Annotated in this window: 15 protein-coding genes; 11 read left to right on the top strand and 4 right to left on the bottom strand. The window is 62.6% G+C overall.

From position 1 onward, the window contains the following. Positions 1 to 529: 529 nt before the first annotated feature. Positions 530 to 1645, bottom strand: a complete 1116-nt coding sequence (locus HWY05_RS29030; RefSeq protein ID WP_081935905.1) for an AI-2E family transporter — start codon at positions 1643 to 1645, stop codon at positions 530 to 532. A gap of 272 nt (positions 1646 to 1917) precedes the next feature. On the opposite strand from HWY05_RS29030, the gene HWY05_RS29025 reads away from it, so the two are divergent. The 4 genes from HWY05_RS29025 (at position 1918) to HWY05_RS29010 (ending at position 5869) form a co-directional block, all read left to right on the top strand. Next, positions 1918 to 3132: a DUF2863 family protein gene (locus tag HWY05_RS29025; protein ID WP_035551684.1), complete on the top strand. Its 1215-nt coding sequence runs from the start codon at positions 1918 to 1920 to the stop codon at positions 3130 to 3132. A 233-nt stretch (positions 3133 to 3365) separates the two neighbouring features. Next, the gene (locus tag HWY05_RS29020; protein WP_035551686.1) at positions 3366 to 4244 is read left to right on the top strand and encodes a response regulator transcription factor; all 879 of its coding nucleotides are present in this window, start codon (positions 3366 to 3368) and stop codon (positions 4242 to 4244) included. Positions 4245 to 4356: 112 nt separating this feature from the next. Further along, a complete protein-coding gene (locus HWY05_RS29015) occupies positions 4357 to 5031 on the top strand; it encodes an energy-coupling factor ABC transporter permease (RefSeq protein WP_035551688.1) in 675 nt (224 codons plus the stop codon). A 169-nt stretch (positions 5032 to 5200) separates the two neighbouring features. Beyond that, the gene (locus HWY05_RS29010; RefSeq protein WP_176060474.1) at positions 5201 to 5869 is read left to right on the top strand and encodes a hypothetical protein; all 669 of its coding nucleotides are present in this window, start codon (positions 5201 to 5203) and stop codon (positions 5867 to 5869) included. Between the two features lie 133 nt (positions 5870 to 6002). Here HWY05_RS29010 and HWY05_RS29005 read toward each other — a convergent pair whose 3' ends face one another. Both HWY05_RS29005 and yaaA read right to left on the bottom strand, forming a co-directional pair. Continuing rightward, a complete protein-coding gene (locus tag HWY05_RS29005; protein WP_176060473.1) occupies positions 6003 to 7157 on the bottom strand; it encodes a carboxypeptidase family protein in 1155 nt (384 codons plus the stop codon). A gap of 42 nt (positions 7158 to 7199) precedes the next feature. After that, complete coding sequence (gene yaaA, locus HWY05_RS29000) at positions 7200 to 7982, bottom strand: peroxide stress protein YaaA (RefSeq protein ID WP_176060472.1); 783 nt, start codon at positions 7980 to 7982, stop codon at positions 7200 to 7202. A gap of 57 nt (positions 7983 to 8039) precedes the next feature. Here yaaA and HWY05_RS28995 point away from each other — a divergent pair, with 57 nt between their 5' ends. After that, positions 8040 to 8549, top strand: coding sequence for a putative toxin-antitoxin system toxin component, PIN family (locus HWY05_RS28995; protein WP_176060471.1), 510 nt, complete (start codon positions 8040 to 8042; stop codon positions 8547 to 8549). Continuing rightward, complete coding sequence (locus tag HWY05_RS28990; RefSeq protein ID WP_035551706.1) at positions 8546 to 9718, top strand: pyridoxal phosphate-dependent aminotransferase; 1173 nt, start codon at positions 8546 to 8548, stop codon at positions 9716 to 9718. Before HWY05_RS28995 ends, HWY05_RS28990 begins: the two co-directional genes overlap by 4 nt. Positions 9719 to 9857: 139 nt before the next feature. On the opposite strand, the gene HWY05_RS28985 is transcribed toward HWY05_RS28990, so the two are convergent. Next, positions 9858 to 10505: a glutathione S-transferase gene (locus HWY05_RS28985; protein ID WP_176060470.1), complete on the bottom strand. Its 648-nt coding sequence runs from the start codon at positions 10503 to 10505 to the stop codon at positions 9858 to 9860. A 145-nt stretch (positions 10506 to 10650) separates the two neighbouring features. On the opposite strand from HWY05_RS28985, the gene HWY05_RS28980 reads away from it, so the two are divergent. The 5 genes from HWY05_RS28980 to HWY05_RS28960 are packed head-to-tail and all read left to right on the top strand — an operon-like array spanning position 10651 to position 16168. After that, positions 10651 to 12219, top strand: a complete 1569-nt coding sequence (locus tag HWY05_RS28980; RefSeq protein ID WP_176060469.1) for a 3-hydroxyacyl-CoA dehydrogenase — start codon at positions 10651 to 10653, stop codon at positions 12217 to 12219. After that, a complete protein-coding gene (locus tag HWY05_RS28975; protein ID WP_176060468.1) occupies positions 12216 to 13004 on the top strand; it encodes an enoyl-CoA hydratase in 789 nt (262 codons plus the stop codon). Before HWY05_RS28980 ends, HWY05_RS28975 begins: the two co-directional genes overlap by 4 nt. A gap of 11 nt (positions 13005 to 13015) precedes the next feature. Next, positions 13016 to 13732: a histidine phosphatase family protein gene (locus HWY05_RS28970; protein WP_035562046.1), complete on the top strand. Its 717-nt coding sequence runs from the start codon at positions 13016 to 13018 to the stop codon at positions 13730 to 13732. A 20-nt stretch (positions 13733 to 13752) separates the two neighbouring features. Next, positions 13753 to 14859 carry a phosphotransferase gene (locus HWY05_RS28965; RefSeq protein ID WP_176060467.1) on the top strand — a complete coding sequence of 369 codons (1107 nt, stop codon included), beginning with the start codon at positions 13753 to 13755 and terminating at the stop codon, positions 14857 to 14859. 49 nt (positions 14860 to 14908) lie between these two features. Next, positions 14909 to 16168 carry an acyl-CoA dehydrogenase family protein gene (locus HWY05_RS28960; RefSeq protein ID WP_035551733.1) on the top strand — a complete coding sequence of 420 codons (1260 nt, stop codon included), beginning with the start codon at positions 14909 to 14911 and terminating at the stop codon, positions 16166 to 16168. Positions 16169 to 16293: the final 125 nt, after the last annotated feature.

Raw genomic sequence — 16293 nt, 5'->3', positions numbered from 1 at the left:
TGCCGCCAGCGTTCAATCTGAGCCAGGATCAAACTCTTCAGTTCAAACCTGTTACTGTTTTTCGGTTCCGTTAAGAACCGGTCGCTCACTCAACGTACTGACGAATTGTTCGATCGTCTTTCGACAGTCAAACCTTCCTTTCATTACTGTGTGAGACTTGATACTTTCGCTTTGCGGCAGATCCCGAAAGATCCGCCTCGCGTCTCGCATCAAGCGCCCACACTTATCGGCTGTTAATTTTTAAAGATCGATTACGCATTCACTACCAAACCAGCACCACGTGTCGTCAACATCACAACTACCCGGCACCGCTTCGTTCTGCGTCGCTGCATCTGCAGCAGAGAAACGAGATTATGAAGAACTTTCGCTACGTCGTCAACAGGTTTTTATAACGTTCTCAACCCGTTCACTTCGCTGAAACCCTTGCCATTGCTGGCTCTCCCGCCTCCCGTGCCCCGGTGTCCGAAGCACGAAAGAGCGAGATTCTAGCGACCCACGCAGGGCCTTGCAAGCGTTATCTGGAATTTATTCAAGGCGCCTTTTCCACTCGCGCCGACTCGTCGACAACCGGCACTTTTAGATCAGGCGCAAGGGCGCGTGCGCCCGGTGCGCCGATCGTCCAGTCATGCAGCACGGTATAGGCAACCGCAAGCAACGTCGGCCCGATGAAAACACCCAGGAAACCGAACGCAAACGCGCCGCCCAGGATACCCAGCATCACCAGAATCAACGGCATGTCGCTGTTCTTGCCGATCAGGATCGGCTTGATGACGTTGTCGGACATACCCACAACCAGTACGCCCCACACGACCAGAAAGATCGCCCACCCGGTCGAGCCGCCGTGGTACAGCCAGATCGCCGCGGGCAACCACACGACCACCGGACCACCCGGTATCACGGACAGGAAAAAGGTAGCCAGCCCGAGCAGCGCCGGCGCCGGCACACCAGAGATCCAGCAACCGAATCCGGCCAGAATCCCTTGCACGAGCGCCGTGCCGAGAATCCCATACACCACGCCCTTCACGGTGCTGCCTGCCAATGCCAGCAAATAATCAGCGCGTTCGCCCGCGATCCGCCGCATACCCGCATTCAACCAGGCGGCAGCGCCCTCCCCTCCGGTATAGAAGAAGAAAGCGAGCACGATACTCAACGCCAACAACCCCAGACCGTGCGTAACCGCAAGCGCTGCCGCAAGGATCCACTTGCCTGCGGGCGCCGCGAGCGAATGCAATTGCGCGATCAACTCTGAATTCCCGCTGGTCAGATGCTCCCAGAAGGTCTCGATGCTCGAGCCAATCAGGGGAATACCGCCCACCCACGGAGGCAGATCCGGCAACCCGGCCTCAAAGAGCCTCTGCACCAGCGCGACGATTTCATGAACATGCGCGCCAAACGCAAAACCCGCATAGACGAACGGCCCAAGCACCACGACCAGAATGATGATCACGATCAAAGTGGCGGCCCATTTGCGTCGGCCGCCCACAGCCGCGGTCAGCCGCCGATACAGGCCCCATGAGCTATAGCTGAGAATGGCGCCCCACAGCAGCGCGGTCGTAAAAGGCGCGAGTACCAGCAGCGAGCCGCCCACCAGAATGATCAATGCGAATACCGCGGCAAGACGTTCGATCAGTTGGTCCGATTTCACGATGAATCTCCTGTTGCGCCAGGCCACGGCGGCGAGTGGACACACACTTGTCAGACGATCTCTGAAAGCGGTCAGTATAGAAGCGAGTCAAGCCTCCGGGGGCGTCTTATATCATCCGGCCAGGTCGGCAGATAACGCGGCCTCGCGCCATGTAGGAAAACCGAAATCTCCGCGCAGAAATGTCTTAATCCACCCGGCGTAAGCGGCCAAATAATATGGCGGCGGATAAAAGACTAGAATATAAGGTTCTGTGCACCCCAACTTCCGGATTTATGCGCTCGCGAATCGCCAAACGTCTCCCCCCCGATGCCGACAAGCTCGTCGGTCTCTCGCTCGCGCTTTTCGCGTCGGGCAGCCGAACCGAAGACCGCTTCTGGGAAGCGAAACTCGACACGCTGCTGACCAAGATCGTCCGCAATGCCAACCAGACCACGCTGGACGCCGCGCTCGATCATCTGCAGCAGAATCATCCCGATGCGTACGGCGCGCTCGCCGACATGGCGGAAACTCACAGCGAGTCGTTCATCGTCGAGCATGAGGGCGTGCCTTATGAAGCGCTGCTGATCGCGGCGCCCGTGCTCGCCTGGACCCGCTACATGATTCCGTCGGGCCCGCTCAAGACCGACGCGGCCGACGCGCTTCGCGCGCATCTGCAAGCTCACGTGCTGGCGGCCAATACGCGCGTGGCCATGGCGCCGTTCCTGTACAGCATCGATCAGTTGCCGCGTCACCACGTCGAGACATGGCGTATCGCCCAGCAGCTTACGCAGGCAGCAATGGCCGGCGGCAACGCCAAACTCAATTTCGGCGAACTGCCGGAAACCTCGCCGATTCTGGCCGACCCGCGTTTCCTGCTGGCAGTGGTGGCGGCGCCGGTGGGCGAGCCGACCTTCCGCTGGCAGGAAGAAGAGCACGGCAGCCGGATCGAACGCGGCCAGTGCCTCGAACAATGGACCACGCAAGGCGGCGCCAATCTGTCGCTGGTGCTGCCGGGCTGCGAGTTCGAATGCCTGCTGCCGGATGCCTATTACTCGGCTTGCCGCGACGCCGACGAACGCGTGCGTCCTCACACGGTGCGCACCGCCGTGCGCTACCTGTTCGACACGATCGGCGCGGCGCCGCAAGAATTGCGCGCGGTGGTCGCCGGCTTCGGTGAACGCCGCATCGACGAATACCGTGTCGGTTTCACGCGCCGCGGCAGCAACGACGTGATCTACGGCGTCGTCTGGCCGCTGTACGGCCGCGAGAACAGCGAGCCGGGTATCGACGAGGAACCGCAGGAAGTCGCCGCATCAGACGATCCGCTCGAAGAAATCGTCGCGCTGCTCAAAGATACCGGCGTGACCGACGTGCGTCGTCATGCGGGCCGCTTCGAGCCTGAATATTGCGACGACTGCGGCGTACCGCTCTATGCGGATCCGCTCGGCGAAATCGTCCACGCCGAGATGCCGGAAGACGCGGAGCCCGCCCAACCGCATTTCCATTGAGCATCGGCGCGACGACCGCCAACGCGCGCCGCCGCCGAGATAAAAAAGCCCCGCCACACGCGGGGCTTTTTTTACGCCAGGCTTTTTTACGTCATTCCTCCTATGCCTTTTGGACAGGCCGTCAAATTGAAGGGAATTTGTCATCATAGGAACGGCGACGCATCGCACTGCACTCGACGCGTTTGCCGGGTGCGCGCATCGCGCCACCTCGCCCGATTCATCTGGAGACATGCATGCGATTCTCGATACTCAACTCAGACGCGGAACGGCGTGATGGGCTCAAAGTACTACTGCGGCAAATCGACCGGCTGGCACGCTTCAACGAAGCACAAGACTGGCGCCAGGTTGAACGCACGCTCAAGCGTCAGTGGCCCGATCTGCTCGTGATCGACTGGCAGGACTGGATGTCGGTGGCGGATACCCGCCATCTGCTCAGCGATTACCCCGACCTGCGCATCGCCGTGCTCACCGACCAGATCTCCCCCATCCATGTGCGAGCGCTCATGGACGAGGGCGTACTCGGTGTGGTCTCACGCGAAACCGATCCTTGCCTGATCGTGCGCGCATTCGAAATGGTGCTGCTGGGCGGTCACTACGTGCCGCCCGGCGCGCTGGCGCTCAATCCACCGCTGCCGCCGGACATTGCCATCCGCCCATTCGACGAAAAAACGCCGCCGCCGCGCCGCGGCAAATTGGCCAGTGTGCTCTCGCCCCGCCAGGAGCAGATCATGCGCTGCGTCCATATGGGCAGCACCAATAAGATGATTGCGCGCACCCTCGGCATCAGCGAAGGCACCGTCAAGATTCACCTGACCAGCATATTCCAGCAACTTGGCGCACCCAATCGCGCGGCGGCGGTCGCGCTTTACAACGGCTGGCTATCGAACCATTTGCAAGTGCTGCGCATTGGCGGCGACGGCACCGCGCGCCCGATCATGGGACAAAGCAACGTCGTGCCATTGCGGCGCCGGTTGCGCAAGCGCTTTCAATATCCGTTGCCAGTCAGTGACACGACGGCTCCGCTCGCCATGGCCGCCGAACCGAGCCCGCCCTATGGCGACGCATTGCCCACCGGCCCGTCATTGGAACCGCCTCCGCCAGGCGCGGCATAACAGCTCCAAATGAATGCGCCAGACGCCGGGCGCGCAGGTTGTGACGGCGTCCATGCCCGCTGGCATGGAATCCGCTCACACCTTTTCTCGTCCAACGAGTAATATGAGACACATGGGTTTCCTCTACACACCGCTTCCGTTCTGGGTCGCTGTCGGTGGCTGGATCGCCACTGCGATAGTGGTCGCGCTCGCGCTGTGGAAAAATCCTTTCAAACGACTTCAGGACGGCACCTTGCAGCATGTCTGGCTTGCGATCATCGTCGCAGTGTCGGTGCTGTGGGCAAGTAATGCGTGGCTCGACGACGGCACCGTGATGCATCTGCTCGGCGCCACGCTGGTCGTCACGCTCTTCGACTGGGCGCTGGCACTGATCGCCATGGCGGTGGTCACGGGTCTTGCCGCCGTCGTTTTCGACGCGCCGTGGCAAGGTATCGCGCTGACGTTCCTCGTGTATGGCGCATTGCCGGTCGGCATCTCGACGCTGGTCCAGCGCGCCAGCATCGCCTGGCTGCCGCGCAACCTCTTCATGTTCATCTTCGGCCAGGGCTTCGTCTCGCCGGCCATCGCCGTGTCGCTCACGGCCGCCGCCGCGCTCGGCATTCACATCACGCTCGCCGATGGCTCGATGACCGTAATGCCTGCCGGCTACGCGTTCAGCGTGCTGCTACTCGCTACCGGCGAGGCCTGGTTCACGGGCATGTCGACAGCGCTGATCGCGGTCTACCGTCCCGCCTGGGTCACCACTTACGACGTCCGGAGATATCGACTGGGCGGACCACGCACCTGACTCAGGCTCTGCATGGAATGCGCATTCGCGGCGATCGGCCACGCGGCCGTCTCGATCCGCCTCAATTGCGCACACCACGACAGGACAAAATATTTGTGCCAGGATTGAACTCCACCCTATCGCGAGGCATCTTACGTGCCTCATGTCACATTAGCGTCTAACGAACTAGATGGATCGCACCAACGTCCCGCGCCGATTGCTGCGGCTGGTCGGCCGGTTGGCGACACTTGCAGCGAGTCTCTCGCTCATGTGTAGCGCCCCCGCATTCGCCGATCAACTCGAACAGCACAACGACCTCGTCAACAAATTTGTCAATGACATGCATGCGGACCCGCTCGTCGCGGACTGCGCCGCTCATGGCAATTTTGTCGCCAGCACCTCGACCGCTTTCGACCACGTCGAGTTTCCCCCCAGTTCTTTCGACAGCGCGCACGCGTCGGTCACGCCCTGGAACGATTCGTTCGACGAGGGCAAGCAGCGCGTCAAGGTCGACAACATCGTCATCGTCGAAGGGCTCGGCATTCCTCAAGGCGGGGGCGGCGATCCGGCCGATCTGAAATTCCGCTGCGGCTATGTCGGCGTCCAGATGCTGGCGTTCAGCTGGAACGATCCGGTGCCGCCAGCCCGCGCGCGCAGCGGTGAGCCGTCGGGGTCGCGCGCCGTGGCGGGCAAGCATAAGAGCGTCAAGGGCAAGCACTCGGCAAGCGGCAAGAGCACGAAGAAAGCGACGACGAAGTCGTCCAGGACCAGCTCGGGCAAATCGTCAAAGTCGACGTCGAGCAAGTCTTCGAGCAAATCGACCGCGAAAAAGACCACGGCGAAGAAGAAGGCTCAATAGCGGTAGTACGATCACCGGCACAGACTTGGCGAGCCATGGGCGAAGAGCCATAAGCCCGCACTCACACAACGCTCCCCGCAAAAAAAAGAGGCACACGTCACCGTGTGCCTCTTTTTTCTATGCAGCGCCCGCTTTACGCAAACGTCTCCACATGCCGCAAAATCGCCTGCAGCATGGCCGCGCCGAGCGACGCGCTACGATCGCCGTTCCAGCCGACCCGCTCATCGGGCAGATTGGCGTTGTCCTTGAACGGCATTTCCAGCGTCAACGACAGGCAGCCGAATTCGTTGCCGATGTACTTCGACGCCAGCTTCAACGCGTCCTCGCGATACTTGCTCGCGGCGTAACCATACTTGTCCTGGAAGTCCGGGCTCGCCTGCTTGAACGCTTCGATAAACGCCTTCTGCTCCTCGCCCTGCCGTTCGGTAAAGCCCGGCAGCATTTCGGAGCCGGCCACGAACACATAGGGCAGCGCCTCGTCGCCGTGAATATCGAAGAACAGGTCGCAACCCACGGCGTGAATCGCGTCGCGCACCACCAGCACTTCAGGGCTGCGCGCGGCGTCCGGCTCCATCCATTCGCGATTCAGATTCGCGCCGGTCGCGTTGGTGCGCAGATTGCCGCGCACGCTGCCGTCCGGATTCATGTTCGGCACGATATAAAACACCGCGTGATCGTAGAGCTTGCGCGCGACCGGATCACCCGCCCAGTCGCCCCAGCCCGCGAGCCGCTTCACGAGACCTTCGATAAACCATTCGGCCATCGTCTCGCCCGGATGCTGGCGCGCGATCAGCCAGATTTTCTTCTTCGGTGTGTCGCCGGTTTCCGGCGTGCCGAGCGTGAGCAGCGACATGGGACGGCCTTCGACGGTCGTGCCCAGTTCGGTCAGCGTGGCCTGCGGCAACTGCTGCACCGCGCCGAGAAACTCCGAATGACGCTCCTCGCTGTACGGCTCGAAATACGCGTAATAGATGCGCTCGAAATCCGGCGTGTGATCGATCGTCAGCACGCGGCCGTCGTACGAGGTCGGTACGCGAAACCAGTTCACCCGATCATAGCTCGCGACCGCCTGATAGTCGCGCCAACCTTCGGCGAACGCGCAGGCGGCGGCATTCTCGAACGTCATCACGCAGCGCTCGCCCGCCGCGCCGGACAAACGGAAGTAAAACCACTGCGCGAACTCGGCGTGGCTGTCCGGCCGCACGCGCAGACGGATGTTGCCCGCGTCTTCGCAGGACAGGACTTCGATCGCGCCGGCGTCGAAGTTACTCGTGATGGATAAGGTCATGGTGTTCTTCCCTGCGGGTTGCACCGCGAAACGCTTCAACGCTTATTCAGCGACGCGGCGGCGGAATACGTAAGTGGAATCGTTCGATGCCGCGGCGTCGAACGCATAACCTTCGGAGTCGAACGCCTTGAGCTGTTCAGGCTTGTCGAGACGGTTTTCCACCGCATAGCGCGCCATCAAGCCGCGCGCGCGCTTTGCATGGAAGCTGATGATCTTGTAGCGGCCGCCTTTCCAGTCTTCGAAAACGGGCGTGACGACCGGTGCGTCGAGCAACTTCGGCTTGACCGATTTGAAATATTCGCCCGATGCGCAATTCACCAGCACCCGGGACGCCGCCGCGTTCTTCTTCAACTGCGCGTTCAGGGCCTGCGTGATCCGCTCGCCCCAGAACGCGTACAGATCCTTGCCACGCGGATTGGCGAAGCGCGTCCCCATTTCGAGCCGGTACGGCTGCAGCAGATCGAGCGGCCGCAGCAGACCGTAAAGACCCGAGAGCACCCGCACGTGGCTCTGCGCATAGTCCAGATCGGCCGACGACAAGGTCTTCGCGTTGAAGCCTTCGTACACGTCGCCATTGAACGCGAGTACCGCCTGCTTGGCGTTATGCGTATCGAACTTCGGCGACCAATCCGCGTAACGCTGGAAGTTCAGATGCGCGAGCTGATCCGAAATGTCCATCAATGAAGCGATCTGCTGCGGCGACAAACGACGCAATCCGCCGATCAATTCGGCCGCGTCGTCGACAAAATCGGGGATGGTGTGCTTTTTGACGTGCGGTGGGGTTTCGTAGTCGAGCGATTTCGCCGGCGACAGAACGATTATCATAGAGGCTTGCAGGCACGCCGTGCCTGGCGGTCAAAGACGAAAGCCAGATTGTAACGAATGCCCGGTTCCCATGCCTCACACGGCGCTTTGCGCGTCGTCCTCGATTCCAATGTGTGGATCGATATTCTCGTGTTCGACGACCCGCATACGCGGCCCATCCGCGCCGCGCTCGAAAGCGGCACGCTGGTCGCGCTGATCGACGCGCGTTGCCTCGCCGAACTCGCCTATGTGCTCGACTATCCGCAATTCGTGCATCGAAATGTGGACAAAGCCGCCGCGCTCGCGGTCGTCGCGCAGCTTTCGCAGCGGGTCGAAACCGCCGCGCCGGCCGAAGACGCCAGGCCTTTGCCCAAATGCAAAGACCGCGACGATCAGAAGTTTCTCGAACTCGCCCATGCCGCGCAGGCCGACTGGCTTGTTTCGAAGGACCGCGCGGTGTTGAAACTCGCGAAACGGATCGCCCGCGATTTCGGTTTCCAGATCGCGCAGCCCGCGCCGTTCGTCGACGCCATCGCCGTTTCGGCTCACCCGCTTACACACCCCACAACGCTCCGGACAGCGCCATGAATGCACCGCACGACACGCCCACGAGTCCTTCGTTTCCGTCCCGACTGCCGAATGTCGGCACGACGATTTTCACCGTGATGAGCGCGCTCGCCGCCGAAAAAGGCGCGGTGAATCTGGGCCAGGGCTTTCCCGATTTCGGCTGCGATCCGCGCATTATCGACGCGGTCTCGAACGCCATGCGCGACGGTCACAATCAGTACCCGCCCATGGCCGGCGCGGCGCCGCTGCGTCAGGCGATTTCGGACAAGATCGCCACGCTGTATGGCCGCCGCTACGACGCCAACACGGAGATCACCGTGACCGCGGGCGCCACGCAGGCGTTGCTGACCGCGATTCTGTGCACCGTCCACCCCGGCGACGAAGTGATCGTGATCGAACCGAATTACGACAGCTACGTGCCGTCCATCGAACTGGCCGGCGGCAAGCCGGTTTTCGTCACGCTCGAGGCGCCCGACTACGCGATTCCGTTCGACAAGCTCGCCGCCGCGATCACGCCGAAAACGCGGCTACTGCTGATCAACACGCCGCACAATCCGACCGGCACGGTCTGGCGCGAGCAAGATATGCGCAAGCTCGAAGAGATCGTGCGCGGCACCAACGTGCTGATCCTCTCCGACGAAGTCTACGAACACATGGTGTTCGACGGCGCGCCGCACGAAAGCATGGCCCGTTATCCGGAACTGGCGCAGCGCAGTTTCGTGGTGTCGAGTTTCGGCAAGACCTACCACGTGACGGGCTGGAAAGTCGGCTACGTAGCCGCGCCGGCCGCGCTCATGGCCGAGTTCCGCAAAGTGCATCAGTTCAACGTGTTCACGGTCAATACGCCGATGCAGATCGGCCTCGCCGACTACATGAAAGACCCGGCGCCGTATCTCGACCTGCCCGCGTTTTATCAGCAGAAGCGCGACTTCTTCCGCGCGGGTCTCGCGAATTCACGCTTCAAGCTGCTGCCGTGTACGGGCACGTACTTCCAGTGCGTCGACTATTCGGCCATCAGCAACTTGCCCGAAGCCGAGTTCGCCCAATGGCTGACCGGCGAGATCGGCGTCGCGGCCATACCGGTCTCGGCGTTCTATCACGAGGCGCACGAATCGGGCGTGGTGCGCTTCTGCTTCGCCAAGCAGGAGAGCACCCTCGCCACCGCGCTCGAGCGGCTGGCGCGGCTCTAGGACGCCCCGCGCGATGCTGCGAACGACACCACGTTCCCCGCTATCGCGCGCCGCGGCCTGGACGGCGTGCATGGCACGCCGTCGCACGCTCAACCGGCACGATACCGCGTCCAACTCGAATCAGCCGCGGCACCTCTCATCAAGCCGGGCGCGACGCCGCGACATACGCCTTGCGGTCCTCGGTGATGCGTTGTGCGGCCGGCCGCGCATTGATCGCCTTCACATAACTTTTCCAGTCGACGCCCGCATCGAGCAGCAAATCGCGGCCGTAAATGGTTTGCGTCGCCATGCCCACCAGCGGCAAGCTCACGAAACCCGCCGCGTCGGCAACGCTGAAAAGCTCGCCGGCCAGGTACGGCCCGAACTTCGCGATCCGTTTGAAGCCGGTAATGTGATGCGCCAGCAATTTCTCGACACGCCCTTTGGTGGCGTCCGTCACCGTGCCGCCGAAGAACGCCTCTTTGTAGAGATTGCGCGCGGTCAACTCGAGATGCACGTCGACGAACATGATCAGCTCGCGCTCCTTGGCCGCCTCCCAGGGATCGGCGGAGAAAATCGCCTTGTCGGGAAAGCGCGCGGCCAGATACTCCACGATGCATTGCGACTCGCACAGGTCGCCGTCTTCGGTCTGCAGATACGGCACCTTGCCGAGCGGCGAATGCTCCAGCACGGCCTCGTCCTGGCTCGGCATCACGAACACTTCCTCGAACGGAATGCCGTGTTCGAGGAGCACGAACTTCACTTTGTTGTAATAGTTAGAGAGCGCGAAACCGCACAGCTTGATCATCGGGTGTCTCCTTTCTTTTGGGTGGGTGCGACCGTGCATCGACGCATCAGCATCGATGTCGATGTCAGAGCCGCGGCCTTCGAACAATCATCGATAAATTGCACGATCGTGCTATTCTAAAATAACCATGGAGTCGAGCATCACAATGACCTCTCGCAATTTCAGTATCGAGACTATCGGCATTGTCGGAACCGGAGCAATGGGGCGCGGCATCGCACAGATTGCCGCGCTGGCGGGCCTCACGGTACGTCTGTACGACACCAATCCTGCCGCGATTGGCGCCGCGCGCGATTACCTCGCCGAGACTTTCGCCAAATTGACGGCCAAAGGCAAGCTCGATCAGGCCCGCTCGCTCGCCGCGCTGGCGAACGTGAGCGGCGCGCAAGCCATTGGCGACCTCGCCGGCTGCGACCTGGTCGTCGAAGCGATCGTCGAGAAGCTCGACGTGAAGCAGGCGCTGTTCCGCGAACTCGAGACGGTGGTCAGCGGCCGCTGCGTGCTAGCGTCGAATACGTCGTCGCTGTCGATCACCGCGATCGCCGCCACGTGTACCGCTCCGTCGCGCGTGGTCGGCTACCACTTCTTCAATCCTGTCCCGCTCATGAAAGTCGTCGAAGTGATCGACGGTCTGCGCGGCGACCCCGCCGCCGGTGACGCGCTGATGGATCTCGCCCGTCGCATGGGTCATACGCCCGTGCGCGCGAAAGACATGCCGGGCTTCATCGTCAATCACGCGGGCCGCGGTATGAATACCGAAGGCTTGCGCGTGGCGGGCGAAGGTGTCGCGAGCTTTGCCGACATCGACCGCATCATGCGCGAGCAGGCCGGCTTCCGGCTCGGGCCGTTCGAGTTGCTCGATCTGACCGCGCTGGACGTGTCGCATCCGGTGATGGAGTCGATCTACCATCAGTTCTATGAAGAGCCGCGCTTCACGCCGTCGCCGATCACGGGCACGCGACTCGCGGGCGGACTGATCGGCCGCAAGACCGGCGAAGGGTTTTACCGTTACGAAGACGGCAAGAAGCAGGTGCCAGCCGAAGCGCCCGCACCGTCCACGTTGCCGGCCAGCGCGTGGGTCAGCAAGCGCTATCCGCAAGCGCATGAAGCCGTCGTTCAACTGATCGCCCAGGCCGGCGTGACACTCGACGAAAACGCGACGCCCGCCGCGGACTCGTTGATCGTGGTCACGCCGTTCGGTCACGACGCGACCACGGCCGCGGTCGACGAAGCGCTCGACGCCAGCCGCGTCGTCGCGATCGACGTCCTCTTCCCGCTCGTCGCCGCGCAACGTCGCACGCTGATGACCACGCCCGCCACCACGCGCGCCGCGCGTGACACCGCCCATGCTCTGTTCGCCGCCGACGGCGTGCCGGTCACCGTGATTCGCGACTCGACCGGCTTCGTCGCACAGCGCGTGGTAGCGACGATCGTCAACATCGGCTGCGATATCGCGCAGAAGCAGATCGCCACGCCCGACGATATCGATCTCGCGGTGACGCTCGGCCTGGGCTACCCGCGCGGCCCGCTCGCGCTGGGCGATGCGCTCGGCTCGAGCACGATCCTCACCATCTTGCGCAACATGTTCAGCGTGCTCGGCGACCCGCGCTATCGTCCGTCGCCGTGGCTGGCGCGGCGCGCGCAACTGGGCCTGTCGCTGACGCAACGCGACGCCGCCGACATCCAACCTGAAACGCAACCGGAGACCCAACAATGAGCGCCGAACTGCTGACCTCGCGCCCGACCGAAAGCGAATCGACGCTGGTCCTCACACTGTCGAACCCCGGCGCGCGCAACGCGCTGCATCCGGACATGTACGCAGCCGGCATCGAAGCGCTCGATTCGGCGGAACGCGATCCGTCGATCCGCGCCGTGGTAATCACCGGCGCCGACAACTTCTTTTGCGCGGGCGGCAATCTGAACCGCCTGCTGGAAAACCGCGCGAAAGATCCGTCCGTGCAAGCTGAAAGCATTGATCTGCTGGGCGAATGGATTTCGGCGCTGCGACTCTCGTCGAAACCGGTGATCGCCGCCGTCGACGGCGCGGCGGCCGGCGCCGGCTTCTCGCTCGCGCTTGCGTGCGACCTGATCGTCGCCGCCGACGACGCCAAGTTCGTCATGTCCTACGCGCGCGTCGGCCTGACGCCCGACGGCGGCGGCTCATGGTTCCTCGCCCAGGCTTTACCGCGTCAACTGGCCACTGAAGTACTGATCGAAGGTAAACCGATCGGCGCCACGCGTTTGCACGAACTCGGGGTCGTCAACAAGCTGGCCAAAACCGGCGCCGTGCGCGATGCCGCGGTGGCATGGGCCGACGAACTCGGCAAGATTTCGCCCAACTCGATCGCGCGCATCAAAGGGTTGATCGGCGCGGCCGGCGCACAACCGCTGGCCGACCATCTGGTCGCCGAGCGCGACAGCTTTGTCGCGTCGCTGCATCACCGCGACGGCCTTGAAGGCATTTCCGCGTTCCTCGAAAAGCGCGCGCCGGTTTACAAATGAACGAAGGGACCATGCCCGACTATCAATTGCCCAAGCGCCGCCGCATCTTCCTGATGCGTCACGGCGACGTCACCTACTTCGACGATTCCGGCCGCGCGATCGATCCCGACACCGTGCCGCTGAATGCCAACGGCCGCGAGCAGGCTAGCGCGGCGGGCCGCGTGTTCGCCGAACAGCAGGTTCGTTTTGACCGGGTGATCGTGAGCGGCCTGCCGCGTACTGTCGAAACCGCCCAGCGGGTACTGGCGGAAACAGGTCAGCCGATCGAACTCGAAGTCGAACCGGCATGGCAGGAGATTCGCGGCGGCAAGCTCAGCAACATTCCGCCGCAGGATATCGAAGCCGCGTTTCTCGGCGTGTTCGATGGCATCGTGCCGGAAAGCACGCGCTTTCTCGACGGCGAGACGATCGGGGCCTTGTTCGATCGCGTGTTGCCGGCTATCGACGCATTGCGCGCGGACACCTCGTGGGACACCGTGCTGCTGGTTCTGCACGGCGGCGTGAATCGCGCGATCCTGTCGCACGCGATCACGGCGGGAGGCCGCACGTTCTTCGGCCATCTCGCACAAGCCACCGGCTGCATCAATGCGCTCGACGTGGGCGTCGCGCCGCGCGACTGGGTGCTGCGCACAGTCAATTATTCACCGCCGTCGCCGCTGCATCGCGACGTCCGCAATACGACGATGGAAATGCTCTACGCACAATTCATTCAATACAAGCGTAGCTGAACCCGAACTGGAGGAGACACATGGTGCAAGCCACACAGAGCGGCGAACCAGAACACAAACCGGATTATTCGGCTTTCGAAGGCACGCGCCCGGTCAATGATCGGCAACGCTTCGACAGCGAAGCACTCGCGGCGTGGCTGACCCAGCATGTCGACGGTTTTGCCGGGCCGCTCACGCTGGAGCAGTTCGCCGGCGGACAGTCCAATCCCACCTTCAAACTGGTCACGCCGTCACGCTCCTACGTGATGCGCGCCAAGCCCGGGCCGGCCGCGAAGCTGCTGCCGTCCGCGCATGCCGTGGAACGTGAATACCGTGTGATGCACGCGCTGGCCGGCACCGACGTGCCGGTCGCCAGCATGCTGGCCCTGTGCGAGGACGAAAGCGTGATCGGCCGCGCGTTTTACGTGATGGAGTTTGTCGAGGGCCGCGTGCTGTGGGATCAGTCTTTGCCCGGCATGGCGACTACCGAACGCACGGCGATTTACGACGAAATGAATCGCGTGATCGCGGCGCTGCACAGCGTCGACGTCACCGCCGTCGGTCTCGCCGACTACGGCAAACCGGGCAATTATTTCGCCCGCCAGATCGGCCGCTGGAGCAAGCAGTACCTTGCGTCCGAAACCGAGCCGATCGACGCGATGCAGCGGCTGATCGACTGGCTGCCGCAGCATATGCCGGCGGAAACCGGCGAGCGCGCCTCGATCGTGCATGGCGACTATCGACTCGACAATCTGATCTTCCACCCGAGCGAGCCGAAAGTGCTCGCGGTGCTCGACTGGGAATTGTCGACGCTCGGCGATCCGCTCGCCGACTTCGCCTATCACTGCATGGCGTGGCATGTCGATCCGACGCAATTCCGCGGCATCGCGGGGCTCGATTGGGCCGCGCTCGGCATTCCCGATGAGGCCGAATACGTCGAGCGTTATTGCAAGCGCACCGGCCTCGAGATTCACGGCGACTGGAACTTCTACCTGGCGTACAACATGTTCCGCATCGCCGCGATCCTGCAAGGAATCATGAAGCGCGTGGTCGACGGCACCGCGGCCAGCGCTCAGGCGCTCGATGCCGGCAGCCGCGCGAAACCCATGGCGGAACTCGCCTGGCGCTACGCGCAGAAGGTGCGTTGAACGCAACGAGCCCAATCGTCCGTTACCCGTTTTATCCGCGAGGTCCTACATGAATTTCGATTACACCCCGAAGGTTCAGGCGTTGCGCGAGAAACTGCTCGCCTTCTTCGACGCGCACATTTATCCGAACGAACAGGCGTTCTATGCGGAGATCGCGCGCAATCGCCATAACGGCAACGCGTGGCTGCCCACCGAACTGATCGAACAACTGAAAGTGAAGGCGCGCGACGCCGGCTTGTGGAATCTGTTCCTGCCTGAATCCGTGCGCGGCGCCGGGTTGACGAATCTCGAATACGCGCCGCTGTGCGAAATCATGGGCCGCGTGCCCTGGGCGCCGGAAGTGTTCAACTGCAACGCGCCCGACACCGGCAACATGGAAACGATCGAGCGCTACGGCAGCGAGGACAACAAGCGCGAATGGCTCGAACCGCTGCTGCAAGGGCAGATACGATCGGCGTTTCTGATGACGGAGCCGGAAGTGGCGTCGTCGGATGCGACCAATATCCAGACCAGCATCGTGCGCGACGGCGATTACTACGTGATCAACGGCCACAAGTGGTGGTCGTCCGGTGCGGGCGATCCGCGCTGCAAGGTCTATATCGTCATGGGCAAGACCGATCCCGACGCGCCGCGCCATCAACAGCAGTCCATGATTCTGGTGCCCGCCGAGGCGACCGGCATCACCGTGCATCGTCCGCTGACCGTATTCGGTTACGACGACGCGCCGCACGGCCACATGGAAATCACGCTGGAAAACGTGCGCGTGCCGGTGACCAATATGCTGCTCGGCGAAGGCCGCGGTTTCGAGATCGCGCAGGGCCGCCTCGGACCGGGACGGATTCACCACTGCATGCGTTTGATCGGCCTCGCCGAACGTGCGCTCGAACTGATGGCGAAGCGTTCAATGCAACGCGTGGCGTTCGGCAAACCGGTTGCCGCTCAAGGCGTCACCCAGGAGCGTATGGCCGAGGCGCGCTGCATGATCGAACAGGCACGGCTGCTCACGCTGAAGACCGCGTACATGATGGACACGGTCGGCAACAAGGGCGCGCGCGGCGAGATTGCGATGATCAAGGTGGTGGCGCCGAACATGGCGTGCCAGGTGATCGACTGGGCCATTCAGGCGCACGGCGGCGGCGGCGTCAGCGACGATTTTCCGCTGGCTTACGCGTATGCGTCCGCGCGGACGCTGCGTTTCGCCGATGGTCCCGACGAAGTGCACCGCAACGCGATCGCCAAACTCGAACTGGCGCGGCATATGGATGCCGGCGCGGCGGCTCGCGTGGAAATGCCGGTTACGCGCGTTTGAACGTGCTTGAGGTTGAGGCTGAGCTTAAGTTTGATCCGAGCACGGCTTTCGGCATCGTAACGATCCGCGACGCCGCCAGCAGCATCGTGCGATCTATGCTCTAATTTTCGTCAACAGCGGCGCCC

Origin of the sequence: Paraburkholderia sp. BCC1876 (genome assembly GCF_902833695.1) — a bacterium.
In the GTDB taxonomy this organism is placed as follows: Bacteria; Pseudomonadota; Gammaproteobacteria; order Burkholderiales; family Burkholderiaceae; genus Paraburkholderia.
Note: the sequence above shows the minus strand (reverse complement) of the source record. Positions and strands in the feature narration are given on the sequence as shown.